This is a genomic window from Myxosarcina sp. GI1, from assembly GCF_000756305.1.
In the GTDB taxonomy this organism is placed as follows: Bacteria; Cyanobacteriota; Cyanobacteriia; order Cyanobacteriales; family Xenococcaceae; genus Myxosarcina.
The window spans coordinates 30,914-56,842 of sequence record NZ_JRFE01000001.1 but is presented as its reverse complement, the minus strand read 5'-3'; the positions used below and the strand labels follow the sequence as shown (position 1 = coordinate 56,842).

Annotated in this window: 21 protein-coding genes; 12 read left to right on the top strand and 9 right to left on the bottom strand. The window is 40.8% G+C overall.

The genetic code is table 11. The features are described from left to right. The first annotated feature begins 26 nt into the window (after positions 1-26). Complete coding sequence (locus tag KV40_RS00255) at positions 27-1,208, top strand: aldo/keto reductase (RefSeq protein WP_036476647.1); 1,182 nt, start codon at positions 27-29, stop codon at positions 1,206-1,208. Here KV40_RS00255 and KV40_RS00250 read toward each other — a convergent pair. Beyond that, positions 1,205-2,509 carry a phosphatidylserine/phosphatidylglycerophosphate/cardiolipin synthase family protein gene (locus tag KV40_RS00250; protein WP_036476646.1) on the bottom strand — a complete coding sequence of 435 codons (1,305 nt, stop codon included), beginning with the start codon at positions 2,507-2,509 and terminating at the stop codon, positions 1,205-1,207. The two genes, KV40_RS00255 and KV40_RS00250, sit on opposite strands and share 4 nt — an antisense overlap. Before the next feature lie 195 nt (positions 2,510-2,704). Further along, positions 2,705-3,979: an oligosaccharide flippase family protein gene (locus tag KV40_RS00245; protein ID WP_036476644.1), complete on the bottom strand. Its 1,275-nt coding sequence runs from the start codon at positions 3,977-3,979 to the stop codon at positions 2,705-2,707. Between the two features lie 295 nt (positions 3,980-4,274). Here KV40_RS00245 and KV40_RS00240 point away from each other — a divergent pair, with 295 nt between their 5' ends. The 4 genes from KV40_RS00240 to KV40_RS00225 all read left to right on the top strand — a co-directional run bounded on the left by KV40_RS00240 (position 4,275) and on the right by KV40_RS00225 (position 9,607). Then, positions 4,275-5,573, top strand: a complete 1,299-nt coding sequence (locus tag KV40_RS00240) for a glycosyltransferase family 4 protein (RefSeq protein WP_216595471.1) — start codon at positions 4,275-4,277, stop codon at positions 5,571-5,573. 17 nt (positions 5,574-5,590) lie between these two features. Then, complete coding sequence (locus tag KV40_RS00235) at positions 5,591-6,412, top strand: PIG-L deacetylase family protein (protein ID WP_036476642.1); 822 nt, start codon at positions 5,591-5,593, stop codon at positions 6,410-6,412. A gap of 28 nt (positions 6,413-6,440) precedes the next feature. Continuing rightward, positions 6,441-7,271 carry an FkbM family methyltransferase gene (locus KV40_RS00230; RefSeq protein ID WP_081942699.1) on the top strand — a complete coding sequence of 277 codons (831 nt, stop codon included), beginning with the start codon at positions 6,441-6,443 and terminating at the stop codon, positions 7,269-7,271. Between the two features lie 266 nt (positions 7,272-7,537). Then, positions 7,538-9,607, top strand: a complete 2,070-nt coding sequence (locus KV40_RS00225) for a hypothetical protein (RefSeq protein WP_052055205.1) — start codon at positions 7,538-7,540, stop codon at positions 9,605-9,607. A gap of 473 nt (positions 9,608-10,080) precedes the next feature. Here the strand turns inward: KV40_RS00225 and KV40_RS00220 are convergent, their stop codons facing one another. Beyond that, on the bottom strand, positions 10,081-10,899 hold the full coding sequence (locus tag KV40_RS00220) for a hypothetical protein (RefSeq protein ID WP_081942707.1): 819 nt from the start codon (positions 10,897-10,899) through the stop codon (positions 10,081-10,083). Positions 10,900-11,470: 571 nt separating this feature from the next. Between KV40_RS00220 and KV40_RS00215 the strand changes: the two genes are divergently transcribed. After that, positions 11,471-12,610: a ferrochelatase gene (locus KV40_RS00215; RefSeq protein ID WP_371260753.1), complete on the top strand. Its 1,140-nt coding sequence runs from the start codon at positions 11,471-11,473 to the stop codon at positions 12,608-12,610. A 477-nt stretch (positions 12,611-13,087) separates the two neighbouring features. After that, complete coding sequence (gene chlP, locus KV40_RS00205) at positions 13,088-14,311, top strand: geranylgeranyl reductase (protein ID WP_036476638.1); 1,224 nt, start codon at positions 13,088-13,090, stop codon at positions 14,309-14,311. 136 nt (positions 14,312-14,447) lie between these two features. Here the strand turns inward: chlP and KV40_RS00200 are convergent, their stop codons facing one another. Beyond that, positions 14,448-14,798, bottom strand: coding sequence for a hypothetical protein (locus tag KV40_RS00200; RefSeq protein WP_036476635.1), 351 nt, complete (start codon positions 14,796-14,798; stop codon positions 14,448-14,450). A 325-nt stretch (positions 14,799-15,123) separates the two neighbouring features. On the opposite strand from KV40_RS00200, the gene KV40_RS00195 reads away from it, so the two are divergent. Both KV40_RS00195 and KV40_RS32905 read left to right on the top strand, forming a co-directional pair. Continuing rightward, complete coding sequence (locus KV40_RS00195) at positions 15,124-15,438, top strand: hypothetical protein (RefSeq protein ID WP_036476634.1); 315 nt, start codon at positions 15,124-15,126, stop codon at positions 15,436-15,438. Between the two features lie 286 nt (positions 15,439-15,724). After that, positions 15,725-15,874: a transposase gene (locus KV40_RS32905; RefSeq protein WP_081942698.1), complete on the top strand. Its 150-nt coding sequence runs from the start codon at positions 15,725-15,727 to the stop codon at positions 15,872-15,874. 466 nt (positions 15,875-16,340) lie between these two features. Here KV40_RS32905 and KV40_RS00190 read toward each other — a convergent pair whose 3' ends face one another. Continuing rightward, entirely contained in the window at positions 16,341-17,141 is an 801-nt protein-coding gene (locus KV40_RS00190; protein ID WP_036476629.1) for a TIGR01548 family HAD-type hydrolase, read from the bottom strand. Between the two features lie 63 nt (positions 17,142-17,204). On the opposite strand from KV40_RS00190, the gene KV40_RS00185 reads away from it, so the two are divergent. Further along, positions 17,205-17,507 carry a 30S ribosomal protein PSRP-3 gene (locus KV40_RS00185; protein ID WP_036476626.1) on the top strand — a complete coding sequence of 101 codons (303 nt, stop codon included), beginning with the start codon at positions 17,205-17,207 and terminating at the stop codon, positions 17,505-17,507. A gap of 192 nt (positions 17,508-17,699) precedes the next feature. Here KV40_RS00185 and atpC read toward each other — a convergent pair whose 3' ends face one another. The 3 genes from atpC to KV40_RS00170 form a co-directional block, all read right to left on the bottom strand. Continuing rightward, positions 17,700-18,113: an ATP synthase F1 subunit epsilon gene (atpC, locus tag KV40_RS00180; RefSeq protein ID WP_036476624.1), complete on the bottom strand. Its 414-nt coding sequence runs from the start codon at positions 18,111-18,113 to the stop codon at positions 17,700-17,702. Between the two features lie 164 nt (positions 18,114-18,277). After that, positions 18,278-19,732, bottom strand: a complete 1,455-nt coding sequence (gene atpD, locus KV40_RS00175) for a F0F1 ATP synthase subunit beta (protein ID WP_036476623.1) — start codon at positions 19,730-19,732, stop codon at positions 18,278-18,280. A gap of 108 nt (positions 19,733-19,840) precedes the next feature. Then, a complete protein-coding gene (locus KV40_RS00170) occupies positions 19,841-20,590 on the bottom strand; it encodes a PD-(D/E)XK nuclease family protein (protein WP_036476622.1) in 750 nt (249 codons plus the stop codon). Positions 20,591-20,717: 127 nt separating this feature from the next. Between KV40_RS00170 and KV40_RS00165 the strand changes: the two genes are divergently transcribed. Together KV40_RS00165 and bchD are read left to right on the top strand one after the other, a co-directional pair. Then, on the top strand, positions 20,718-22,229 hold the full coding sequence (locus tag KV40_RS00165; protein ID WP_036476620.1) for a phenylacetate--CoA ligase family protein: 1,512 nt from the start codon (positions 20,718-20,720) through the stop codon (positions 22,227-22,229). A gap of 129 nt (positions 22,230-22,358) precedes the next feature. After that, positions 22,359-24,377 (top strand): magnesium chelatase ATPase subunit D, encoded by a 2,019-nt coding sequence (bchD, locus tag KV40_RS00160; protein WP_036476619.1) that lies wholly within the window; start codon positions 22,359-22,361, stop codon positions 24,375-24,377. A gap of 68 nt (positions 24,378-24,445) precedes the next feature. Here bchD and KV40_RS00155 read toward each other — a convergent pair whose 3' ends face one another. Then, a complete protein-coding gene (locus KV40_RS00155) occupies positions 24,446-25,927 on the bottom strand; it encodes a PLP-dependent aminotransferase family protein (RefSeq protein ID WP_036476618.1) in 1,482 nt (493 codons plus the stop codon). Between the last annotated feature and the right edge of the window lie 2 nt (positions 25,928-25,929).

The window sequence follows — 25,929 nt, the reverse complement described above, 5'->3', positions numbered from 1 at the left end:
TTAACAAAAAACATTTTGGCTTGGTTATGCAATATAGGCGATTTGGACGCACGGAATTATCAATGCCCGTATTTTCCTGTGGGGGGATGAGATATCAGTATAAGTGGCAAGATTTACCGCAGTCGCAAATTCCTGCCGCCAATCAACACAATTTGGAAGCTACTATTCATCGCGCCCTCGAACTTGGCATCAATCATATCGAAACTGCAAGGGGTTATGGTAGTTCCGAGATGCAGTTAGGACGAGTTTTACCCCAACTACCCAGAGATAAATTTATCTTTCAAACCAAAATATCTCCCAAACCAGACCCTAAAGAATTTCGCCGCCAGTTTCAACAGTCTCTCAACTTTTTGCAATTAGATTATGTAGATCTACTAGGCATTCACGGGATCAATAACGAGATTAAACTCAAGCAAAGCGTTCGTCCTGGCGGCTGTTGGGAAGTTGCCAAACAGCTTCAGCAAGAAGGTAAAGTGAGGTTTATCGGTTTTTCTACTCACGGTTCGACAGAAATAATTACTAAAACTATCGAAACGGGTTTATTTGACTACGTCAATCTGCACTGGTACTACATCAATCAGTGGAACTGGTCGGCAATTGAAGCCGCACAGCGTCAAGATATGGGAGTATTTATTATTTCCCCTTCAGATAAAGGAGGACAGTTATACAATCCGCCTCAGAAGTTGGTCGAACTTTGCCAGCCACTAAGTCCCATGATGTTTAACGACTTATTTTGCCTGTCTCATCCTCAAGTACACACTCTTAGCATCGGTGCAGCCAGACCATCTGATTTTGACGAACATCTCAAAGTCTTGCCTTTACTAGAGCGAGCGTCTGAAATTTTACCGCCTATTTTAGAACGCTTAGAACGAGAGGCGATCGCCGTGTTAGGGGAAGACTGGGTACGCAATTGGCGAATTGGTCTGCCGAACTATGAAAAAACACCAGGCAAGATAAATATACCCGTAATTCTCTGGCTGCGAAATCTCACTTTAGCGTACGATCTGCTTGAGTTTAGTCAAGGGCGTTATAACCTATTGGGTAACGGCGGTGACTGGTTTCCTGGTGCCAAAGCTAAAAGGATCGATCGCCGCAAATTGCAATCGTGTTTGGCTGACAGTCCCTATGCCGATAAAATCCCCGATCTCTTAATTGAAAGCGATCGCCTGCTTGGCGGCAAAGAGGTACAGCGTCTTTCTCAAAGCTAAAGTTGCCACTGGAAAAAATCAACTATATTTCCCAACACGCGATGTTTTAATAAAGAACGCTTTTGCCATTCTTCATAGGTAATACGCTTGCTTTGAGCAAAACCTTTTTCAAAGGTCGCTTTAATGCCCTTAACTAATTCAGGCTGTGCGCTACAAATATCTAATTCATCGTTATGAGAAAAGCTACGAGGGTCGAAATTAGCACTACCCGTAGTCGCCCAAAGATCGTCAATTAGCAGCAATTTAGCATGGGTCATGCTAGGCTGAAATTCATAGATTTCCACACCTCCTTTTAACAATCTGCCACAGTGTTCGTAAGAAGCATAATAAACGGGTTTTTTATCGCTGCGTTCGCTGGTAGTTAAAATCCGCACATCTAAGCCAGTTTTTTTTGCCGCTATCAACAGATCGATAGAATTTTCATCGGGAAGAAAATAAGGACTAGCCAGCCAGATACGCTTACGAGCCGCAATAATACTGTTATATTTAAAAGCTTTAATTGGTGAAAAACGAATTTTAGGGTTGGCACCTGGTATCACTAACATCAGGTGATTTTCTCGTTCTGGCTCTAGGTTATCTAATTTCTCTCTGGCAAGATTGGCTACTCCATCGTCAAAAGTCCAGTGTTGAGAAAAAACCCCCTCTAGTATAGAAACAATTTCTCCTTCGATACGCATTTCGACATCTAACCAGGGTTGAGCATCGTCTTTTTTTTCCGTACCGTCCCACATATCGGAAATTCCCGCACCTCCTACCAAGCCAAACTTGCTGTCGATTAGTAATAGCTTGCGGTGGGTACGTCCTGCATAATCCAAAGGTGCTTTCCAGTTAAACGGGTTAAAAAAAGATATTTCGATACCGCTTCTTTTTAAACGTTGCCAGTATTTCTCAGAGATGTCTTTAGTGCCATAACTATCTACTACTAGTCTTACTTTGACCCCTGCACTGGCTCGTTCGGCGATCGCCGCAGCAAAATTATCGGCGCGTTTTCCAGGAGTCATAAAAAAGGTTTCAAAATCTATGGTATGCTGCGCTTGAGCGATCGCATCCAAGCGAGCCTGTTGAATAGCACTGACATCATTCCAAAAATTGGTAATTACTCCTTTAGTCACAAAAGAATTAGAAATACTGGCTAAAGTAAGAGGAAAACGCGCAGCTTCTGGATGAGGAGGGTTTTTAACTCGATATCTCAGGGGTTCGCGAAATGCACCACGCAGATAGAAACCAACGAAGATAATTAGGCTGAGTACCAGAAAAGCAATAAACAGCCACCACAGAATCGATTCAATTAAGTCCCACATAAAAAATTAATTATAAAACCTAGCATAGATTCACTAGTATAGGACTTACACTATAAAGTAATATGAAATACTTGAATGTTTGCTACAAATAATTGTTTTAAGAAATTGGGGACTTAGGGATTTCAATCTACCAGAAGATCGCTCCCCGTTACCTCGTTACCCGATGTGTAGCATTCTTTTTTAGATTTCATGTAACTATTGGGAAACACTTCGACGATAGAGAAATATTACTGCCAGTAATAAGCCCACTACTCTAAAACTATCAGAAGCAAGAGTTGCCCAGGCAGCCCCCAGCCAAGAAAACTGAGGAATTAACCAGAGATTTAATAAGCCATTTCCTACTGCTGTAGTTACTTGAATTTTACTGCGTATGGTTTGAAACCCCGCTCCCGTAAGTGTATCGGCTAATAGTAACTGCAAACCACTAATTAAGGGAATTGGTGCTAACCACTTCAAGGTATAGATTGCTTCTTGATATTCCGCACCTAAAATAATCGGAACCAAAGGTGCCAACAGCCAACAACCACAGCCAATAACCACGCCATAAATGCTGATAACTGGCAATAAACGCTTTAACAAGGGCAAACAACCTCTAATTCCCGATACTCCGTGTTGAAAAAATTTGGGATAGGATACGACTAAAATTGCGTAAAAAGGAACGCAGGCAATATCAATAAAACGATAGGCTGCGCCATAAATTCCCGTAGCTTCTAAAGTTGCCATGCTAGCTAGCATAGTTTTATCTATATGGGAGTTGATTTTGCTTGCAGACTCGCCAATAGCAAAATGAACTCCACGCTGCATTCCGAACTTTATTTTATTGAGGCGAGGTTTGGGTTTGTCGATAGTTTTACTAACCCAGAAAATGCTTATAGCTGATGTAACTACTGCGGCTGCTAAATATAAATAAGCCCAGTTTAATAAAACTGGTTGCTTGAAGCTAAAATACAATATTAAAGCAGCTATTAACTTATTAAAAGCATTGAGCGTTTGCAGCACCGACGAGTTTTTGATTAAGTTAATTGACATAAAAGCTTTGGCACTAAAGTCAAATAACGAAAGCCCCAAGAGATCGGTGATTAAAATTGCCAGTATTGCTAAATTATTGGCACCTTCTTCCAGCAATAGTGGCGCGATCGCCCATACGATTGCAATCAAAATTACACTAGCAGCGAAAATAATTATTAGTCCATTACCCCAGTAGTTGGCAAATAATCTTTTGTTGCGAGAACTCTCCTGAATTAAAATGTCGCCACTGCCAAAATTAGCAAAGGGAAACACCAAAGCTGCCATAGAAGTAATTCCGATAAAAAGACCGTACCCTTCCGTACCTAAAGCCCGAGTGATTAAGGCAAAATAAACCGCTTGAATTGCTAAACTAACTATCTTCGCCAGCAGATCCCATAAAGCATTTTTGACCAGAGTTTTTTTAGCAATCTTATTGATAACACTTTTAATCGCTCGGAACATTAGATTTGATTTAGAAAAAAATTAAATTTATTTTCAAATTTTTTAAACTACAAAAACAAGCTTTAGTAACTGATGTATATCGTAACCGTTGAATGTACAGTATTTTTTGAATATACTCTAGTTTAGTTAGGTACAAATTACTAATAGTTTCACTAAACCTTGCCCAATTTGGATTTGCACTTTAATAAAGCCTATTGTTGCTGTAGTTATCTATAAAAAGATATATTGCTATCTGCGACCAATTATTTTATTAATATAGAATTATATATTCAATGAATTGGTTTAAAAAATATACATGATGAAAATAGCTTTCATCAATCAACCTTGGACGCTTGCTATTCCACCTCAAGGGAGTGATTCTACAGGTATTTGGACAGAGCAAATTTGTCGTTGTTTAAAACGCGATGCCGAGGTGTTTTTTTTCGGTCTTAAGAATAAAGATATCGAGCGATTTCTAACTTGCCACAACGGAATTTATTATTGCGGTATATCTTCTTTACCAGACAAACTATTTAAAGTTTTTCGAGTTCTGGAAAAAAAGCTTAAACTGAATTCGCATCTACCTTATTTTGCTTCACCGCTGTTTGCTCTTGGCTATATTTTGCAAGTAGCTTTGGAAATTAGAAAAAGGCAATTTGATATCGTTCACATCCATAACTTTTCGCAGTTCGTACCGATTGTGCGGGCGTTTAATCCCCAAACAAAAATAGTATTACACCTGCATTGTGAATGGTTGAGCGATTTAGATCGCGCTACAGTTGCCAAACGCATTGACAAAGCCGATCTGATTCTGGGCTGTAGCAATCATATTGTAAATTTAATACGCGATCGCTTTCCCGAATATAGAGGGAAATGTCAAACTGTATACAACGGTGTATACAGTAATTATTTTGTGCCATCACCCAACCATAGAGTAGCAAAAGATAGTAATAGTAGTTCGCAAACATTGCTGTTTGTTGGCAGAATTTCTCCCGAAAAAGGCTTGCATTTACTGATTGATGCTTTTTTACAGGTAGTCAAAAAATATCCCCAGACAAAATTAAAACTAGTAGGACCTGAAATTGTAGTTGCTAGAGAACTGTTGTTGGATTTTAGCAACGATCCTCGGGTAACAGCCTTAGAACCTTTTTATACTGGTAGTTACCTCGAACAATTAAAGAATAGAATACCCGATCGCTGGCGATCGCAAGTAGAATTTCTTGGCGGCATGAGCCAAGAAGAACTATTACCTTACTATTGGGATGCCGATATTTTAATTAATCCTTCTCTTAGCGAAGCTTTGGGCATGAGTTTAATCGAAGCCATGTCAACAGAAACACCTGTAATTGCCAATAAAATTGGTGGCATGGTAGAAACTGTCGAGCATAGAAAAACTGGCTTGTTAGTAGCGGCAGATGCCAAAAATTTAACCGATGCCATAATGGAGTTGCTAGAAAACCAATCTTTGAGAAAATCCCTGGGTAAGGCAGGTCGCCAAAGAGTATTAGCTAAATTTAGCTGGCAGCAAATTGCGGCTAGTCTCCTGGCTTATTACCAAAGACTAGAAACAGAAATTGTCTCTGAAGATTCTCAATTTTTTAGCAATACAGTTTAAAAAAATGCACCGACAACATGAACCAACCATCTCTTCAAATTCGATTGCGAAACTATTATCGTTCGCGTCTGCCGAAAGTAATGATGGAGTTAACCCAGGAGCGTTTGACAAGTTCGGCTATAGTCTTTTCGCCCCATCAAGACGATGAAACTTTAGGTTGCGGCGGCACTATTTTACAAACAAAGCAAGCAGGCGGAACGGTTAAAATTGCTTTTATGACTGACGGTAGCGGTTCTCATTCTCATTTAATGCCAGAATCTAAATTGGTGTCTTTACGCCAGCAAGAGGCTTTGGCAGCAGCTAAAGTTTTAGGACTGCAAACTGAAGACGTGTTTTTTCTCGGCTTTAAAGATGGAGAACTTACTCAGCAACGGGAAAGAGCGATCTCTAAAGTTAGAGAAATTTTACAGCAGGAAAGACCAACCGCAGTTTATATTCCCTATTTTCGGGAAACTCATCCCGATCACTTCGGGACAAATCAAATAGTCACCGCTGCTTTAAAAGAGTATGAGGAAAAAGTAACTGTATATGAGTATCCAGTTTGGTATTGGCATCACTGGCCCTGGACTAGAATTACAGGCGGTCGCCAGGAAAAAATTTCGTTATCTAAAATCGCGCTCAAAGCTTGGCTGGGATGGCAGATATTTAGAGAATTTGACTGCTATGTCAAAATTGACCGAGTAAAAAAACGCAAACGCGATGCTTTGATGCAGCACCGCACTCAGGTAGAGCGCTTGGTAGACGATCCTAATTGGGGCATACTATCAGACGTATCTGATGGTGAGTGGCTGGACTGTTTTTTTCAACCATACGAAATCTTTCGTAGTTTTGTATATTAAGTTTTATTCAAAAAAAAAATTAGATTAAATGCTCAAACAACTAGCGGTTAGTACGGCAAAACTTATACCAATTGGAATGCTTGCCTCTATAGCTCGGTCTACAACAGAGTCACCAGCTTCTCGCATCGCTCGATCGGCGTTGAGAAATCGCGATTTGACTATTAATGAAGGTGTTGCTAGAGGACTTAAGTTTAACTCTGGAGAATCCAGCACTGAATTTGTTCTGGGGACTTACGAACTGCCAATTCAGAAAGCTTTTGCCAATCGCCTCAAGCCTGGAGATGTTTTTTACGATATTGGTGCCAATGTCGGCTTTTTTACCATTGTTGCCGCTAAACTGGTAGGCAAATCGGGTAAGGTATATGCTTTTGAGCCTGGAACTAAAAATGCGGCGCAAGTACGACACAACGCCCAGATGAATGACTTTTCTCAGGTAGAAGTAATCGAAAAAGCAGTTTCTCATACTAGCGGTACGGGTAAACTATTGCTGGCTCAATATTCTGGCGGACACGCTCTGTCTACAGCCGATGCACCTCCAGATTTGGCGGGTTCGATGGAAGTAGATTTAATAGCAATTGACGATCTGGTAAGTCAGGGTAAAATTGCACCGCCAACGGTTATCAAGCTAGACGTAGAAGGTGCCGAGGTAGACGCACTCAAAGGCATGACTCAGACGATTCAAAACCACAAACCGATAATTGTGTATGAAGTAGATGACGGTAAAGTCGAAGCGTTCCGACAAAAAAATCAAGAAATTGAAGCTTTGATAAAATCTATGGGCTATAAAATCGAGCCGCTGGCAGACTCCTACCAGACCATCGACTGGCACGTAGGACATGCGATCGCTACTCCTCAATAGCGATCGCGATCTATCAACATCTAATTGATGCGTTTTTCTGGGCAGAGGTGCAGCGGTCAGACCCACAGAGGCTACCGCCTCAGAGCCGCCCGGCGTTTGCGCGTATGCGCTGTTCGGCGTAAGACGCAAGGGAATGCTGACCAAGACAGGGTGAGGAGTGCAGGGGGAATCAGGTCTAATCTTAACTCTCTCTCTTGCTCCGTAGTGAAGCGATGCTCCCTGCCTGGCTATTCTTCTATAAATTGATAGACAAAATAATAGTTTTAATGAACGATTTGCTAACCGATTCTTATGCCGACGATCGCCCTGCTGGTAAAACTATTGGTACTAAAAGCGAAGACGGTAATTTGCGTCGGGGTGTGGACGTGGAAAAGATTATTGCCATCGACAACGGCGCATTGCGTTTTCAACCTTTAGTTAAGCCTGGTTGGGGCAGACAAGGTATTGCCTACGGTGCCTATCCTCGCGCTAATGGGCTGGCTTGTGCCGTTTTACTACTTAACGGTCATAATACTTCTCAGGCAGAAACTATTGAATGGTTTTATAAAAGGCTCGATCGCTGGATTAGGGGCAGCGAAACCGAGTCTGTTTTACGACGCTTTGTAAGCTGGTTTAACAGCAGACACAAACAAGGTACTGTCAGGCGTATTTTAGGTTGGATTCGTATGGCGGCAGAGGTAACTAAATTTTTTCCCCTGCCTAAAATTGATGATAATTTGGCCGTTGGCTGGTTTGCCGAGGAAGTGCCAAACAATCCCCTAGTTACAGGTAATGGTTTTATCGTTCGGGCTACGGGGGCAGAAAATGGCGAATTAATGGTACGAGTAGGCAATAATTTGCTATCGGTATTTCGCGGTTTACAAAACGTTCCCGTTTATTATGTGGTAATTTTGCGCGAACAGGGCGCGGCTTACTATGCGGCTTCGGTTCCCCACGTCTTTGGTTTGCCTCCCTATCCCAATCTACGTTTAGTCGCGATCGATCCGTTTAACTACGAAGCGAATTTATATGCAGGTATCCAGCAAAGCGTTTTAGGACAAATTGGCTTTCGCTCGAATACCAGAATATATGGAATCAAAGTAAGACAAATACCCGAATTAGGCAACTGGTACGGTACGGCACAGGCAGCAGATAAACTTATTGGCAGAGGTAAACTTGGTTTGTCTCCTGCTGAAGTTGGAGGTAACTGGCAAATAGTTGATGGTAGTTTTGAACTTACCCAACAAGGCGCGATCGCTACAGGTAACAATAATTTGGCATTGCTCTCTCCGTCACAGCCATCGGGTTTGATTCACCTGTTGGTAGAAACAAGCGATAATCGCGCTAGCGGTTTTAGTATAGTTTGGCGGTTTAAGGATATTAATAACTACTGGTGTTTTTCTGGCGATCGCAATTGCTATCAGCTTCAGCTAATAGAAAACGGTAAGATAACTCAGGTAAGCAGTTTCGATCTCGATTGTCAAGCAAATCGCACTTATTCACTACAAATTCTCGATACTGGCGATCGCTTTAGTATTTATCTCGACGGTAATAAACTAGGCGATCGCACTTTTGAAGATACTCGTCTACAAACCGCTAATAAATTGGGCATTAAAACCGATTTAGAAAGCCAAGTTTATTTTCGCTATTTAGAAGCTCATCCTCGTTCTATCCCTTTACCAGAGGCAATCGATCTTGGTTTTCCCTGGTGGCGAGAAGGCAATGAAATAATAATTAAAGATGATTTTAGTGGCAAGGGAGATTTAGCAGGAACTATTACTACAGCAGGCAATAAAATCTGGCGTAAAGAAATCGGTCGTGGTGCGATCGCTCTCGATGGCGATAATACCGCTAGAGTTGTTGCCGAGATCGAACATCCCAACCCAGAAAGAACCGCCTATACAGTGGCTTGGGATGTTCCTGATTTTGCCGATGTAGCAGTAGAAATTATTCCTCCAGGTACCGAAAGAGGTAAAGGCGATAAAGGACGCGGTGGCTTAATTTTTTGGCAGGACAAAGACAACTACATCATCATCAACACCTGGCTGGATGACTTTTACGAAGGTGAATCAATTTCTTGTTTTTTTCGGATCGACGGTTTTGAAGAAGTTTACGATGCCGTTTGGTCGAATATCGGGACTACTATTGGTTTTGGTCGCGCCTATACCCTGAGAGTTGTTTTTGATGGTAATAATTACAGCGTTCGCGTCAACAACCAAACAGTTCTGTATCGTGCTCTAACCGATATTTATTCAGATTTAAATCCCCTCGCCATTCAACGAGTAGGCATAGTCGCTAATTGGGAATGGGGTAACGATACTGGCAGTAAGTTTCGTAATTTTATCGCTCAAATTTAACTTTGTAAATGATGAGCTTCCATATACGCTCGCAATAATTTATTAATCTGAGTTCGATCGTTTTTTTTCGAGATTTGAACTACTCTAAAACATCGCTATCAATTTGCAAAGTAATACCAGTTCTTAAAAACTGGCAACTTAGTTCAGGTGTAAAATAACAAAAAAAAGCTCATGTCTGGAGTACCAAAAGTTGCGATCGCCGAATCTGTGGAGATACTAAATTTTTAATAGCCTTAATAAGGTTAAATATGAAGTAGCTAATATTCTCAATTCTTTATCTGAAGATATTATTCATTATTTGACTGGTTGAGAATATATTTTAGATGCTTTATCTCTCTAGCTACTTTCGAGAATTGGTGTAAGTCCTAAAATTGCCTATAAAGTAGAAAGAGAGCTAGAATACGAGCATCGCGGCACGGTATGGCGAGAAGCAAAAACCGAACTCGCCTGAGACAAAATAACGATTTACCGTTTTATATTCCCTCTCGCCAACGATACTTACCAATACTCTCTCTAATCCAGCCTTTATTACCCGCCCCTTTACTCAAAGTATTACTAATAGCCCCATAGGCTCTTTTTTTAGTTTCTCCAGACAATCCTTTAGGATAATAGTGCTTTAAGATATCATCAGCACTCATTACCTTGGGATAAAATTCTTGCAGACAACCAGCTACAGCATCGGCAATAGTTTCATAAGGTTCTAGCAGTGGTGAATCGGGTAGACGGGATGAATAAGACTTGGTTTTTTTGGCTTTGCTTCGAGTTTTTTTACCGTTATTAGTGGCTTTAGAACCAGAACTTTTAGATTTAGCTTGCTTTTTGCTATCTTGCTTTGATTCGCTGCCGTTATTAGAACTGGCAGTTTCCCCCTCAACAGCTGATGGCGAATCATCAGCGATTTTTGTGGGCAATTCATCAATAGTAGCTTCAGAGTCGGGGTGCGTTTTACCGTTGCTAGCAACTTCGTCAGTCTGAGAAGTACTTGCAGTTACTTCAGGCTCTACAGATTTGGGTTGCGAATTTGCCGAAGCAGATTCTGTAGGTTCTTCTTTCGTTGGCTCGTTTGCCTGTTGATTTGTAGTTTCGCCTTCGGTTAAAGGATCGAGCAAAGCTTTAATGCTTGCTAACTGTTTTTCAACCAATTGAACTTCAGAGGAGTGTTTTTCGACCAACTGTTGATGATAGTCTATTGATGAGCGATGATAGTCGGCTAGTTGGCAATAGTAATCAACAAGCTCCTCTAAAGCTTGTTGAGCTACAACTGGAGTTGAGGGGATTTGTGGTGGTTGCATAGTTTGTAGAGCCTTAATTGCCATCAATAATATCCAATACTTACTTTCGTTTGCGTTAGTTTTTAATAACTTATTAATATTTTATTAAAGTTTTTGCCAATTAGTGGTTCTCAAAAATAATTTACGCTCTCAATTTTTTAGGAAGTTTTGCTAGCTACGATCGCTTAGGTATACAAACGATTTTTCCCTAGCAAATTACCTGAAAAACTTTCTTTGTACCGCCTCTAGATAGAAAAACTGAAGTTTTCAAATAATTCTTGTTTCCTTTCCCCTTTTACTTTTTACCTAAAAACCAGAAAGTTAAAAACTGTAGATTTCAAAGTAGACGTAGTTTAGTGTCATACCAACGATAGAAATTAGAGTTTTAAGCTTTTTTATTTATCCTCCTCCCCTGGATAAAGATGCTATTTTAATTAATGTAGAGGTGAGATTACTAGATTATCCCCTCAAATTCAGCTAATAATATGTATTAGTTCGGTTTCAAACTAAATATCTTACGTAAAGCCAGCACGCTTGAAGGCTCAGACGTATTTTCAAATCCTCGATTTAAATGGAGTAACAAGTGGTTACAATTTCACACCAATCTATTTCAGAAAGTCACAACCATAACGAAGCAGTTTCTAATAATAAAGATAGAGTTGCGGTTTTGCTAATGGGTTATGGTGAAGTAGAGAGCTACAAAGACTTTGCCAACTACAACGAACAAGCTTTAAATCTACTCACAGCTAAATTCGCTCCCGTACCCACTTGGATTTATCCAGCGATCGCCAAACTTTTAGCGATTTTCGATTTACACGAATGGAGTCACCAGCACGGTAATTTTATTTCTCCTCATAATAAAATTTTCGAGCAGCAAAGAGAGGGAATCGAATCTAAACTAAAAGAAACCTGGGGAGATAGAGTAAAAGTATTCAAAGCGTTTAACTTTTGCGCTCCTTATTTACCAGAACAGGTTTTAGCCGAGATTAAAGCTGAAGGATTTGACAAAATCTTAATTTATCCTTTGTTGGTTGTCGATTCAATTTTTACCAGCGGCATCGCTGTCGAACAGGTAAACAAAGCTTTAGCGCAGCAGGCTGAAGGAGAAGAACACTGGCTAAAAAACAGTCGCTATATTCCTTCTTTTTACAATCGCTCTGACTACATCAAGCTACTGGCACAGATGGTAGAAGAGAAGATCGAAGCCGAACTAGCACAGGGACATTTAGCTTCTCAAATTGGTATTGTGTTAATGAATCATGGCTGTCCCCACAAAGCCAAAGGTTTTACCTCTGGCATCGATGAAAGTCAGGCTTTATACGAGTTAGTAAGAGAAGAATTAATTGCCAAGTATCCTTTAATTTCCGTCGGTTGGCTCAATCACGATACGCCTTTAATTGAGTGGACACAGCCTAACGTCAAGCTAGCGGCACAAAACTTGATTGACTTGGGTGCTACCTCTATTATTATGATGCCGATTGGTTTTGCTACCGAAAACCACGAAACTCTACTCGATGTAGACCATATCATTCACCATCTACAGCATCGTAATTCTCAAGTAACTTTTATTCGGATGCCTTGTGTTAACGATCGCCCCGAATTTTTAGACATGGCAGCGCAATGGGCAAACCCACAAATAGAAGCTTTGTTGTCTGAAACTGGAGTTGCGGTGAATCCTAACTTAGGTCAAGCGCAAGCCGCTCATTCTCACCATCATAACCATCACCATTGATAGGCTTCAGGCAGAGGAGCAGCGGTCAGACCCACAGAGGCTACCGCCTCAGAGCCGCCCGGCGTTTGCGCGTATGCGCTGTTCGGCGCAAGACGCAAGGGAATGCTGACCAAGACAGGAAGCAAGGGAGAGTAAATACTCATTTTTTTGTAACGATTCAATTTTGATACCAACCCGAACTCAAACAACCTCGTATACATCGAAACGTTAAATTGTTTCTACAATTGCCTGTAGATAATAGAGTAGACAAATTTTAAACTTGGGGACGTTCTTAGCGAGCGCCCTCTTTTTTTGTAAACAATTTTTGGTTGTTTCTGGCTTTAAAATCGAAAATTTAGCCAAAAATAGTTAACTTCTGTTACCAACTTGTTAAGCAGTATTGCAACTTTTATTGTTTGAGGTGGTTATCTGAAAATATCGCCAGAGTCCATGATACTATGCGATCCGTAGCGAAATTAAGATTATAGGAGAAAAACCTTGGGACTAAAGGTTGCTGTAGTGGGTTCGGGACCGGCTGGTTCTTCTGCCGCCGAAATCTTAGCTAAAGCTGGTATTGAAACTTATTTATTCGAGCGCAAACTAGATAACGCTAAACCTTGCGGGGGAGCAATTCCGCTCTGCATGGTCGATGAATTCGATCTGCCACCCGAAATTATCGATCGCCGAGTTAGAAAGATGAAAATGATTTCGCCTTCTAATATCGAAGTTGATATTGGCTCTACTCTCAAAGACGAAGAATATATCGGTATGTGTCGTCGAGAAGTTTTAGATGGCTTCTTGCGCGATCGCGCCGCTAAATTAGGTGCTAAATTAATTAACGGTACTGTCTATCAATTAGATATACCCGATAGCGATAAAGACCCATACACTCTCCACTACGCCGATCATTCCAAAGGCGAAGCTAAAGGAGAAATGAGAACTCTTAAGGTAGACTTAGTCATCGGTGCTGATGGTGCTAATTCGCGTATTGCTAAAGCCATTGACGCTGGCGACTATAATTATGCGATCGCTTTTCAAGAGCGCATCCGTTTACCTGAAGATAAGATGGCATACTATGAAGATTTAGCTGAAATGTATGTTGGTAATGATGTCTCTCCCGACTTTTACGCCTGGGTGTTCCCTAAATACGACCATGTAGCCGTAGGTACGGGAACGATGAAAATTAATAAAGCTATTATCAAAAATCTTCAGGCTGGTATTCGCGCTCGTGCTGCTAAGAGATTAGAAGGTGGAGAAATTATTAAAGTCGAGGCGCACCCTATTCCCGAACATCCCCGTCCCCGTCCTCTGCGCGGTAGAGTTGTTCTGGTAGGCGATGCTATGGGTACCGTTACCAAATCTTCTGGAGAAGGTATTTATTTTGCAGCCAAATCAGCGCGGATGTGTGCCGAAGTAATTGTAGAAACTTCCCATAACGGTCAAAAAGTTCCTACCGAAGACGATCTCAAAATCTACCTCAAACGCTGGAACAAAAAATACGGCGCGACTTATAAAGTCTTAGATATCTTGCAAAGAGTTTTCTATCGTTCCGATGCTAGCCGCGAAGCCTTTGTAGAAATGTGCGCTGACATCGATGTACAAAAAATGACTTTTGATAGCTATCTTTATAAAACTGTAGTTCCTGCCAATCCTTTTACTCAACTCAAAATTACCGCTAAAACTATCGGTAGTTTGCTAAGAGGCAATGCTCTGGCACCCTAGTCATTAGACTACGATTATCTCTCTAGTTGACTCGGCATCAGATTTTTAATCTGGTGCTGTTTTTTTGAGCTTTTTCTCTAATATGTGTATGAAGTAACTAACAACTGGTTTGTAGCGTCAAAACAGCCACAAAAAACTATTTCAATTGGTCTACTTTTAAAATCAACTCATCTAGTGTTTGAATTTTACTTAATTCTGCCTGTGAAATCGTGACTTTGAGATCGTCTTCAGGCTCGTTTTGTTTGAGAATTACTGGATAGTCGAACTTACGATCGTATTTTGATTCAAATTCGTCTCTGTGCAAAAACTCCATCTCTGTATCTGATTCTTCTCTGAATTTCTTCCATTGTTTATGCTCGCTAACCAACCCAAAAGTCAGACTACAGAGATTGCATTGATATGTCTGAGGACTAATTGCTTTATGTCCTATATCTATAAGCGTGTCGATCGAGCCGCTATCGGCATTGTAGACAAATATTAGTTTCATAGTTTTTTGTAAGAGCAATTTTTTCGTTTATTTTAGATTAGTCCCTTTGTTCTTATAACTTGTGAAATGCTTATTACAATAGCTATTATCCTTAGTTTTTTGTCAAAAAATGTATTGTGTTTAAAAGCTGCTCATAATTATAGGAGTTGCTAACTTTTTGTCTAAAATATATCTTTAGGAATAGAAAATATTACCAACTAATTAAGATAATAGGCATAAGTAAAAATAGTTAAGATAATCATAACAATAGCACTTATTTACTATTATTATGACTTAACTTAAATACTTAATTTTTATAAATAATTCTGTTTAGGATTAGACCATTATGAGCGACATAAGCAAAAAACCAGATGACAATTACGACCGCGGTATAGAACCCGCTGAAACAGCAGCCAGAGAAAAAAGAGAAGGCTCTGACTTCAAAGAAATGCCTGATAAACCTGCAGAAGACGAGATAGATACTACAGCTGGAGCAACTGTAGATCGTGAAGGTTTAGCAAATAATTATGCAGTCGAACCTGAAATGTATGTAAACGAACCAGGAGATTTAAGAGAAAAAGAAGCTCAAAAAGAAGCCGAACGTGCTGAAGAGCTTGAAGAAGTTAATGAGCCAGGCGGAAAAGGTCCTGGAGTTATTTAAACTTCAAATAAGTAAGAGTTATTTTTGCCAATAACTCTTACTTAGCACGAATGCCGAATGAATCAAGGCAACTGCTAATAAAAATTGACGCATTAAATTTTCGTTTGGGATTTTCGCGCTTTTTTAGATTATTAACTAATTAAGAGACTATTTGTAAAAAGAAAATAAAATAAAGAAAAGCAGTTGGCGGAAGATTGAGTTATAGAAGAAAAGAGATGAATTGAAGCAAGCAAGTAGAGACAGTGAGAAAAGCTTATCCTTCGGACATCAGCGATAAGCCTACGGCATGGCTTCGCTACGCGAATGGGCAATTATTGAATCATTGTTGCCAGAGAGTAAGTTACGCGGACGTAAGAGAGACACAAATCTTAGGGAAGTTGTCAGTGCCATCTTCTATTTACTTGAGGAAGGTTGTCAATGGCGAGCATTGCCCTAATTTAGATTGCAATGGTTCATTTGATGTCCAAACGTCTAGCTCGGAATGAAAAACTTGCTTAATCTTTTATTTACAAACAGTCTCTTAGTAATTACGCAAACACACATTTAGCCATCATCTCAGTTAAATATCTCATATAACCGCAAAAAAAAGCGTGTTATTGCTAACACGCTTGGTAATGAGGTAAATAATGAACATCTAGTATTAAATTTATTATCTATGCTTCTTGAGATAACTAGATATTTTTCATCAAAACTTATAAACTAATATAGCTAAACTTTACAAATTAACTAAATTATGGGGAAGAATCCTTAGTTTTTTAGCAAAATACTTGGTTGAATTGTTTTCTGTTATTAATTATTCTGTTTGAATTTACACTCAGATCGAATTTTTTGTACTTAAATTTGTATCTTTGTCAGTATAAAATTTTACTTCACTAATTAGCGCGAACATTGAACTTAACTACTCAATTTTTCTTTAAATGAGAGAGGGTTTGCTCCATCGCTTTAACGTTAAATTCTTCTACATTGTCAAACACCGCCGTCGCACCTGCTTCTACTAAAGTTTCTGTATAAGCCGTTTTTTTACTCGATGACGATTGTACGTGAGGCGGTAGAATACCGATACCAATCCAATCACGTTGCGCTCTAATTTGTCTGGCGCGGACTACAGTGTACATATCTGCCACCGTATCGCCAAGATAAAATACGGGACAGCTAGAATTAAAATTAATTTGGGCGATCGCCGCAAATAATCCCGTTGGATCGGGTTTACTCGGTGCATCTTCCATAGCGACTAAAACAGTCTCTTCTAAACCCAATCGCTTCTTGAGAACGTATTCTGCTGACCCTCTGGTAGCACCGCTAAAAAAACCCCAACCAATAGCGCGATCGCTCAATTTCTGTAGGTAATCGACCGAAATCAATAAAGGTTCTTGAGTAATATAGCCATCAAAACACTCGGCATTTTTGCCACGATAGCGTCCCTGAAAAAAATTTACAATTTCAGGATAATCGAGCGCGATTTCGCTTCTTAGTTTACCTATGCTTTCAAAATAACGATAGGTTAATTCTTGCGATACTTTCCAGTCGTTGTTCCAAATTCCTTCTGATTTTAATAAGTCTATGTCGTCTAAAGTCGGTCGCCAGGCATTACTGGTAAAATGTTCGACAGTATCGGCGATCGCTCTACGATAGGAGTTTCCGACATCTCTAATCACTCCATCAATATCAAAGATTACAATTGCGGTTAATTTGTCTGGTTTCATAAGGTAAGATAAAAGATGGAATATAGTGAATAAATAGATTTATACTCAAAATTGGAGGCGTAATTGGAGTCAAGATTTACATTAAAAGTTCTTTGGTTAGATAAAGATGTTGCCGTAGCAGTCGATCAAGTAGTAGGGAAAGGAACCAGCCCTCTAACTGCTTACTTTTTTTGGCCGCGAAATGATGCTTGGCAACAGCTAAAAGATGAATTAGAAGCAAAGCACTGGATAGAAGAAGCCGAAAGAATTCAAATCCTCAATAAAGCTACAGAGGTGATTAACTTTTGGCAAGAACGGGGTAAAACTACTCCCATGTCACAAGCACAGACTAAGTTTCCCGATGTTGTATTTACTGGAACCAACTAAGCTCTGTTTTCAGCAAGCAACGATTGGAACAATTAATAATTGGAGATTTGAGCTACTTTCAAAGTAGAGGAATCTCAAACTTTAAGAGCCAACTATTCGATTTAGCTTAATCGATATATGTAGCAAGCTTTCAAAAGATAGGGCAGATGCAAATATTCTGCCCTATTTATTTATTATTTTATCGTGACAAAATTACTGAGACATTCCGCCTGCTGCCTGGAAACGCGCTCTAGCTTTTTTTAGAGCTTTAGTAGCCTGTAGTTTGGCAGCGCGATCATCACTGTTATCCAACTCTTGCGCTTTAGCCTCAGCTTCTTCGTACTCGCTACGAGCGGTTTCTTTATCGATGTTGTCCCCCATCTCTGCGCCGTTAACGAGAACTTTGATTTCATCGTTATCCACCTCAGCAAAACCGCCAGATAGAGCTATATTGCTCCATTCTTTGGTAGCACGAATTCGCATCACACCAATATCTAAAGCGGTTAACAAGGGAGCGTGACCCGATAGAATGCCTAGCTGTCCAGTCGTACTAGGCAAAACAATTTCTTCAACAGTATCGTCCCAAACAGTTTTATCTGGGGTTATGACTTTTAAATTTAATGCCATGTTTATTAGTTATATGTATTTAACGAGGAATCAGCAATTAGTTAATAATGAAGCTAATTATTCGGGTAGAATTTTATTTTTATAACTACCTGCAAGCGAATAAAGAAGTATAGACGTTCCTAGGGAACGCCTTAACTACTTACTTATTGTTAGCTGAGAATCATTTATTCTTCAGCTTTTAGTTTTTCTGCTTTCTCTTTAGCTTCTTCGATATTGCCTACTAGATAAAAAGCCTGTTCTGGCAAGTCGTCTAATTCGCCATTGAGAATTGCCTCAAAACCAGCAATAGTCTCTTCTAGAGTTACATATTTGCCAGGTGCGCCAGTAAATACTTCAGCTACAAAGAAAGGCTGAGACAAGAAACGCTCGATTTTACGGGCGCGGTCTACTGTCAAGCGGTCTTCTTCAGATAGTTCGTCCAGACCCAAGATAGCAATAATGTCTTGTAATTCTTTATAGCGTTGTAACGTAGACTGTACCGAACGAGCGATATTGTAATGCTTTTCACCTACAATATTAGGCTGAAGCATAGTACTGGATGAATCTAAGGGGTCTACCGCAGGATAAATACCTTTGGAAGCCAAGTTACGAGATAGTACTGTGGTTCCATCCAAATGAGCAAAAGTAGTTGCAGGTGCGGGGTCGGTCAAGTCATCGGCAGGAACGTAAACTGCTTGAATTGAGGTAATCGAACCTTCTTTAGTAGAAGTAATGCGCTCTTGCAAGTCGCCAACGTCGGTACCCAAAGTAGGCTGATATCCTACCGCAGAAGGCATCCTACCTAAGAGAGCCGATACTTCAGAACCTGCCTGTACGAAACGGAAGATATTATCGATAAACAACAACACATCCTGTTTGTTGACATCGCGGAAGTATTCCGCCATAGTTAATGCCGACAGACCGACACGCATTCTCGCGCCTGGTGGTTCGTTCATCTGCCCGTATACCAAGGCAATTTTCGATTTTTCTGGATTTTCAGTATCGATTACGTTCGATTCGATCATCTCGTTGTAGAGGTCGTTCCCCTCACGAGTGCGTTCGCCCACGCCACCAAATACCGATACACCACCGTGTTGAATGGCAATGTTGTTGATCAATTCCATCATAATAACGGTTTTGCCAACTCCAGCACCACCAAATAGTCCGATTTTTCCTCCTTGACGATAGGGAGTCAGCAAATCGACAACTTTGACTCCCGTTTCAAATACTTTGGGCTTAGTTTCTAGCTCTGTTAGTTTGGGAGCGGGACGGTGAATGGGAGAAGTTTCATCGGTTTTTACTTCACCAGCATCGTCTACAGGCTCGCCAAGAACGTTAAAAATTCTACCTAGTGTGGCTTTACCGACAGGTACGCTAATAGGTGCGCCCGTATCGACGATTTCCATACCTCTTACCAAACCATCAGTACCGCTCATTGCTACGGCTCTGACTTGATTGTCCCCTAACAACTGCTGTACTTCACAAGTGACAGCAACATCTTGCCCTGCGGGATTTTTGCCTTCTACACGCAAGGCATTATAAATACGGGGTAATTTGCCGCTAGGAAATTCGGCATCGATAACGGGACCAATAACTTGTGTAATTTTACCTGTGGTTGTTTTATCTGTTGTGGCTACCATGCTTATATATCTACTTGGTGGTTAGCTATTTGTATATCTGGCAGGAAAGATCTTATTTATGTGTAAAATTTTGCCATCTTTTAGATTATCACCTAAACTTGTCATCTGTTAAATTGATATTTCCTCGATCGCCGCAATATTTGTTAGTTCGTCTTGCCTGGAGTTGCGATCGCTTGCTACCAGTTTTTGGTAGTAGGGACAACTGCTTTGACAGTCCGTGCGATGGGGAAAAACCGTGTCTTTTTGGTGATGCTGAAGATTATTCTGCAAATTGCCGAGTAGAAAGGTCAAATCCTGTCTGGTTTGCTGGTGAAGGGTGCGATCGTAAGTAAAGGTTTGGCTTTGAGGAGTGCCGTTAACAAAACAATAGATCATTGAAATTTGCTCTGGTAAATAGCTGGTAGTTTCTGCCAACACGTAGAGATAAAGGCGAGTCTGCCAGTTATTTGCCAGTCTTTTAGGATCGGTAGGCTGTCGGTAAGTCTTCCAATCCAAGATAATAGCTTTTTCGTCTTCGGCGATTAACAAGTCATAAATTACCGTCAACAAAAAATTGTCCCAACCTAAAGTACGACAGTGTTCGGCTTCGCGCCAGCTAGAACCTGCATTGCCTAATAGTTCTGAGGCAGAGGCGATCGCATTTTCCATAGTGGGATCTAATAAAGCCGAAATGGGTAGACCTAATTCTTGCTGCTGCATCAGTAGGTGAAAGCGTTTACCCCAGTCGAGGCTGGCTTGGGTTTGAGTATTAGGAAGCAAACTTAACTGTTCTAAATAAACTTGTTGAAACTTGGGCGGACAAATTTCTAAAAGGTTTAGGTGTGCTTGGGAAAGGCGAATTAAACGAGATTCGGTCATACTCAATCTCAAGATATATCGGCAAGTACTTTAAAAGTTCGATCCCTGTCAGAATAAATAGCGACTTTATAACAGCTAAATTATAGACTGTATTTAAACCGATACTTACTAGCGATCGACAACCATCATGAATAGCGAATCAAAAAAACAACGATCGATTAGTGCCTATACCAATTTTTTGAATACCTCTTTAGACGAACTCGTAAGGCAACGCCGTCACACTAAAATCGAATCGGTAGTTTTGTCACTATTTCACGATGTAGCAAAGAGCGTACCTGCATACCAAAGTTTTTTAGCAGAACGAGCGATCGACCCAGACTCTATCCAAACCATTGAAGATTTTCAAACCCTACCATTAATTACTAAAGAGAATTATCTTCAACGTCATTCATTACCAGATTTGTGCCGTCAGGGAAAGATAGAAGACTGTGATGCGATCGCTGTTTCCTCTGGTTCGACGGGAAAACCGACATTTTGGCCCCGTTTCTTTACCGATGAGTTGCAGATTGCCACGCGCTTCGAGCAAATATTTTACGATAGTTTTGCTGCCGATCGCGGACGGACATTGGCAGTAATTTGTTTTACTCTTGGAACCTGGGTAGGTGGAATGTATACGGCTAGTTGCTGTCGCTATCTCGCTAGCAAAGGTTATCCTGTCACTGTAATTACTCCAGGCAATAATAAAGCAGAAATTTTACGGGTAGTAGGAGAAATCGGAAATAACTTCGATCGGGTTGTACTGCTAGGATATCCACCATTTCTTAAAGATGTAATCGATACTGGCATTAATCGTGGGATTGAGTGGCAACAGTATCAAATAAAACTGGTGATGGCAGGAGAGGTATTTAGTGAAGAATGGCGCGATTTAGTAGGACAAAGAATTGGTTCTCAGAATCCTTACTACGATTCTGCCTCACTTTATGGCACGGCAGATGCAGGGGTATTAGGTAATGAAACGCCTTTAAGCGTGTGCATTCGACGTTTTTTAGCAGCTAACCCAGAAGCGGCGCGGACTTTGTTTGGGGAATCGCGTTTACCTACTCTCGTACAGTACGATCCGCTCTCTCGTTTTTTTGAAGACAAAGATGGGGCATTACTTTTTTCTGGAGATAACGGTATTCCTTTAGTACGCTATAACATCTTGGATAGTGGTGGAATAATTGCTTATGATGCCATGCTGGAGTTTTTGGCCCGCTATGATTTTGACCCCTTAGTAGCATTACAAGCCAACAATAATAGAGGTGCGCGTCACTTACCTTTTGTCTATGTTTTCGGACGCTCCAATTTTACGGTTTCCTACTTTGGGGCAAATATTTACCCAGAAAATGTGACTGTAGGATTAGAACAGCCAGAAATTCGAGATTGGGTAACGGGCAAGTTTGTCATGCAGGTAAAAGAAGACACGGATAAAAATCGATTTTTATCTGTGGTTGTAGAATTGGCTCCAGGCGAAACAGGTAATAAATTAAGAATTCAGGCGATCGCAGCTTCAATTCTTACCCAACTCTTACGTCTCAATAGCGAATTTGCTAATTACGTTCCGCCAGAATACCAAACTCCAAGAGTAACATTAACTGCTACTGGCGATCCTGAGTATTTTCCTGTAGGAGTAAAGCATCGGTATACGCGTAATCCCTAAATCAATCTAGTGCCTCTTGGCGCGATCGCTCTTTTTTGCTTAAGTTTAGTTTTTGTTTTGAACTCAGACCCTCAAATAGATTAAAGTAAAAGTCTACAGACCTTTAATACTCTCGCACTCATTCTTTTAATGTCTGCCGTTACTACCGTCTCCAAACAATTTAATTTTCCCCTTACTGCTATTGTCGGACAAGAGGCAATCAAGCTTGCTTTATTACTCGCCGCAGTCGATCCAGAATTAGGGGGAGTAGCGATCGCCGGTCGTCGGGGAACGGCTAAATCGGTAATGGCAAGAGCAATTTACCAGCTTCTACCCCCCATAGAAATAATTAAAGGGTCAGTCTATAATTGCGATCCGACTAAGCCAGCCGAATGGGATGATGAAACTATAGCCACATATTCTCAGTTCGATACTGAAGATATTTCCACCCAGATTGTTCCCGCGCCTTTTGTGCAAATACCTCTGGGAGTAACTGAAGATCGTCTGTTAGGTTCGGTAGATGTCGAAGAGTCAGTAAAACAGGGCGAACCAGTTTTTCAGCCTGGACTTTTGGCACAGGCACACCGAGGGGTTTTGTATATTGACGAAATTAACCTTCTAGACGAACAAATTGCCAATCAGTTACTAACGGTACTAACCGAAGGACGTAACGTTATCGAACGGGAGGGAATTAGTTTTCAGCATCCCTGCAAACCAATTTTAATTGCTACTTACAACCCTGAAGAAGGCGTATTGCGAGAACACTTACTAGACAGAATTGCGCTCGCCCTATCGGCAGACGGAGCTTTATCCTTAGATCAAAGAGTAGCGGCAGTAAACCAAGTCATTAACTACGCCAATTCTCCCCAACAATTTTTCAATCAGTATGAAGAGGATATCGACAGTCTCAAAACCGATATTGTGTTAGCGCGTGAGTGGCTAAAAGAAGTCAAAATTACCCACGACCAAATCTTATATTTAGTCAATGAAGCAGTTAGGGGAACGGTACAGGGACATCGGGCAGAATTATTTGCGCTGAGAGTAGCCAAAGCCTGTGCGGCATTAGAAGGAAGAGATAGCGTATTAGCTGAAGACTTGCGTAAAGCAGTAGAGTTAGTCATCGTACCTCGCGCTACCACTATCGAAACACCACCAGATGATGCGCCACCCCCACCACCACCACCTCAAGAACAACCCGACAACGACAATGAGCCTGAAGACTCAGACGAAGACGAACCAGAAGAAGAGGAAGAAGACAAAGAACAAGAACCACCTACTATTCCCGAAGAATTTGTCTTTGACATTGAAGGCGTAGTTCTCGATCCCAGCGTGTTGACTTTTGCCCAAACTATGCAGCGTCAGGGTAAATCTGGGGCGCGAAGCTTGATTTTTTCAGAAGATCGCGGACGTTACATCAAGCCGATGATACCCAAAGGCAAAGTCAAAAGAATTGCCGTAGATGCCACTTTACGTAGTGCTGCACCCTATCAAAAAGCGAGGCGACAGCGCAACCCAGGGCGCAACGTCATTGTCGAACAGAGCGATCTGCGTTCCAAACGTCTGGCGAGAAAAGCAGGTTCTTTAATCGTGTTTGTCGTCGATGCTTCGGGTTCGATGGCGTTAAATAGGATGCAGTCGGCTAAAGGTGCGGTAATGCGCCTTTTAACCGAAGCTTATGAAAATCGCGACCAAATTTCTTTAATTCCTTTTCGAGGTGAACGCGCAGAAGTACTCTTACCACCCACGCGATCGATTACTATGGCGCGGGGACGCTTAGAAAGTCTGCCCTGTGGTGGCGGTTCTCCTCTATCTCATGGTTTGACTCAGGCGGTAAATGTAGGCATCAACGCTCAAATGTCAGGAGATATCGGACAGGTAGTAATTGTAGCAATTACCGACGGTAGGGGGAATATTCCTCTATCTCGTTCTTTAGGAGAACCGCAAGAAGATGGCGAAAAACCTAAAATTAAGGAAGAATTACTCGATATCGCGGGTAAAATTCGCGGTTTGGGCATGAAACTATTAGTAATTGATACCGAAAGCCGTTTTGTGTCTACGGGCTTTGCCAAAGAACTTGCCAAACAAGCGGGTGGCACTTACTATCATTTACCCAAAGCTACAGACAGAGCGATCGCAGATATGGCAAGAGGTGCCATTTCTAATCTTTAGATCTCATTATCTCGATCTAAACTTAATGCTTTTAATTAAACAAAATTCTGGGAACATGGATATTTACTTCAATTGTTAGCCAAGTTTTTTTTAAGCAATTTACCTAAGATTGTAATTCCTCTATCTATTGCTTCAGGAGGGTGAGAAAAGTTTAAGCGCAAAGCATTGTATCCTTTCTGTCCTGGGAAAAATGGTATACCAGGGCATACTAAGATATTTTCTATCCAGGCTTTTCTGGTAATAGCAATTAGTGGAATTTCTGGCGGTAGCTGCACCCAAAGAAATAAACCACCATTGGGTATAGTCCAGGTAGCTTCTTGAGGAAAATTACGTTCTAGTGCTTGCAGCATAGCGTTACGGCTACACAAATTACTGGCTTTCAAATGATTGAGATGACGGCGGAAATGTCCCGAAGCTAAATACTCACTGACAATTGCCTGAGAAACTGTAGAGACGTGCAAATCGTGAAAGAGTTTTTGTTCTAAAAGCGGTTGATAGTATTTTCCCGTCGCTAATAGATAGCCGACTCTCAAACCAGGCATCAAAGTTTTAGAAAAGGTGCCAGTATAAATAACCAAATTATTGCGATCGAGAGCTTTAATTGGTGGGGGAACGGGTTCAAAGTTCAGTCCCTCATAAGAATTATCTTCTAAAATCAAACATTCGTATCGTTCCGCTAGGGCTAACAATTGCTGGCGATGCTGAAGTGTAGTGGTGATACCTGTAGGATTTTGCAAAGTAGAGACAGTGTAAATTAGTTTGGGACGATGACTTTGCAAATACTTTTCTAAAAGTTCTAGATTCATTCCCGATCGCTGCATGGGAATACCAATAATTTTCGCGCCAATATTTTCAATAATTTCTAAAGTGCCATAGTAGGTTGGACTTTCGGTAACTACCCAATCTCCCGATCGCAGGTAATAATTCATTACCAATGACAGTCCTTGTTTCGAGCCATTAGTAACAATTAAATTATCGGCAGAAACTTCTAATCCCAATTGAATTAGCATGTTAGCAATTTGCTGTCGTAAAACAAGTTGTCCTTGAGGCAAATCGTAGCCAAATAAAGTTTCCGACACCTGCTTCATAGCTCGTCTGGCATGACGCTGTAAATCTTTTAAACCTGAAGAAATTTGAAAACCACTACTAAAATCAATTACTTTAGGCTGATTTTTTGCTCGTACAGAAAGCTGATAGATATTAAAAAAGCTATACAATCCTTTTTCGGAGGTAAGAGAAACGCTTTTTTGCTGAGGAATAATTACTTTTTGAGTGGGAGCAAAGTTAGATTTTGCTTGAGGAGAAATTAGAGATTCTGAATTAACAAAATAACCCGAACCAGGACGGGCATGAATCAATCCATCTGCTTCTAAAAGATTATAAGCTTCAATTACAGTTAGTTTATTAACCTGAATATTTTTAGCTAACACTCTAATAGAAGGAAGACGACCGCCTGTTTTTAATGCTCCCGATCTAATTAAACTACTGAAGCGATCGCGAATTTGTAAATAAATTGGTTTTGTTGCTTGGCGATCGATCGGAATTTTCACTT

Bases quoted from the DNA above. Each gene is read 5' to 3' on its own strand.
- KV40_RS00255 (WP_036476647.1), top strand. From the start codon at position 27: ATGCAATATAGGCGATTTGGACGCACGGAATTATCAATGCCCGTATTT.
- KV40_RS00250 (WP_036476646.1), bottom strand. From the start codon at position 2,509: ATGTGGGACTTAATTGAATCGATTCTGTGGTGGCTGTTTATTGCTTTT.
- KV40_RS00225 (WP_052055205.1), top strand. From the start codon at position 7,538: ATGAACGATTTGCTAACCGATTCTTATGCCGACGATCGCCCTGCTGGT.
- KV40_RS00235 (WP_036476642.1), top strand. From the start codon at position 5,591: ATGAACCAACCATCTCTTCAAATTCGATTGCGAAACTATTATCGTTCG.
- KV40_RS00220 (WP_081942707.1), bottom strand. From the start codon at position 10,899: ATGCAACCACCACAAATCCCCTCAACTCCAGTTGTAGCTCAACAAGCT.
- bchD (WP_036476619.1), top strand. From the start codon at position 22,359: ATGTCTGCCGTTACTACCGTCTCCAAACAATTTAATTTTCCCCTTACT.
- KV40_RS00240 (WP_216595471.1), top strand. From the start codon at position 4,275: ATGATGAAAATAGCTTTCATCAATCAACCTTGGACGCTTGCTATTCCA.
- KV40_RS00200 (WP_036476635.1), bottom strand. From the start codon at position 14,798: ATGAAACTAATATTTGTCTACAATGCCGATAGCGGCTCGATCGACACG.
- atpC (WP_036476624.1), bottom strand. From the start codon at position 18,113: ATGGCATTAAATTTAAAAGTCATAACCCCAGATAAAACTGTTTGGGAC.
- KV40_RS00165 (WP_036476620.1), top strand. From the start codon at position 20,718: ATGAATAGCGAATCAAAAAAACAACGATCGATTAGTGCCTATACCAAT.
- KV40_RS00190 (WP_036476629.1), bottom strand. From the start codon at position 17,141: ATGAAACCAGACAAATTAACCGCAATTGTAATCTTTGATATTGATGGA.
- KV40_RS00230 (WP_081942699.1), top strand. From the start codon at position 6,441: ATGCTCAAACAACTAGCGGTTAGTACGGCAAAACTTATACCAATTGGA.
- KV40_RS00170 (WP_036476622.1), bottom strand. From the start codon at position 20,590: ATGACCGAATCTCGTTTAATTCGCCTTTCCCAAGCACACCTAAACCTT.
- atpD (WP_036476623.1), bottom strand. From the start codon at position 19,732: ATGGTAGCCACAACAGATAAAACAACCACAGGTAAAATTACACAAGTT.
- KV40_RS00245 (WP_036476644.1), bottom strand. From the start codon at position 3,979: ATGTTCCGAGCGATTAAAAGTGTTATCAATAAGATTGCTAAAAAAACT.
- KV40_RS00195 (WP_036476634.1), top strand. From the start codon at position 15,124: ATGAGCGACATAAGCAAAAAACCAGATGACAATTACGACCGCGGTATA.
- KV40_RS32905 (WP_081942698.1), top strand. From the start codon at position 15,725: ATGGCTTCGCTACGCGAATGGGCAATTATTGAATCATTGTTGCCAGAG.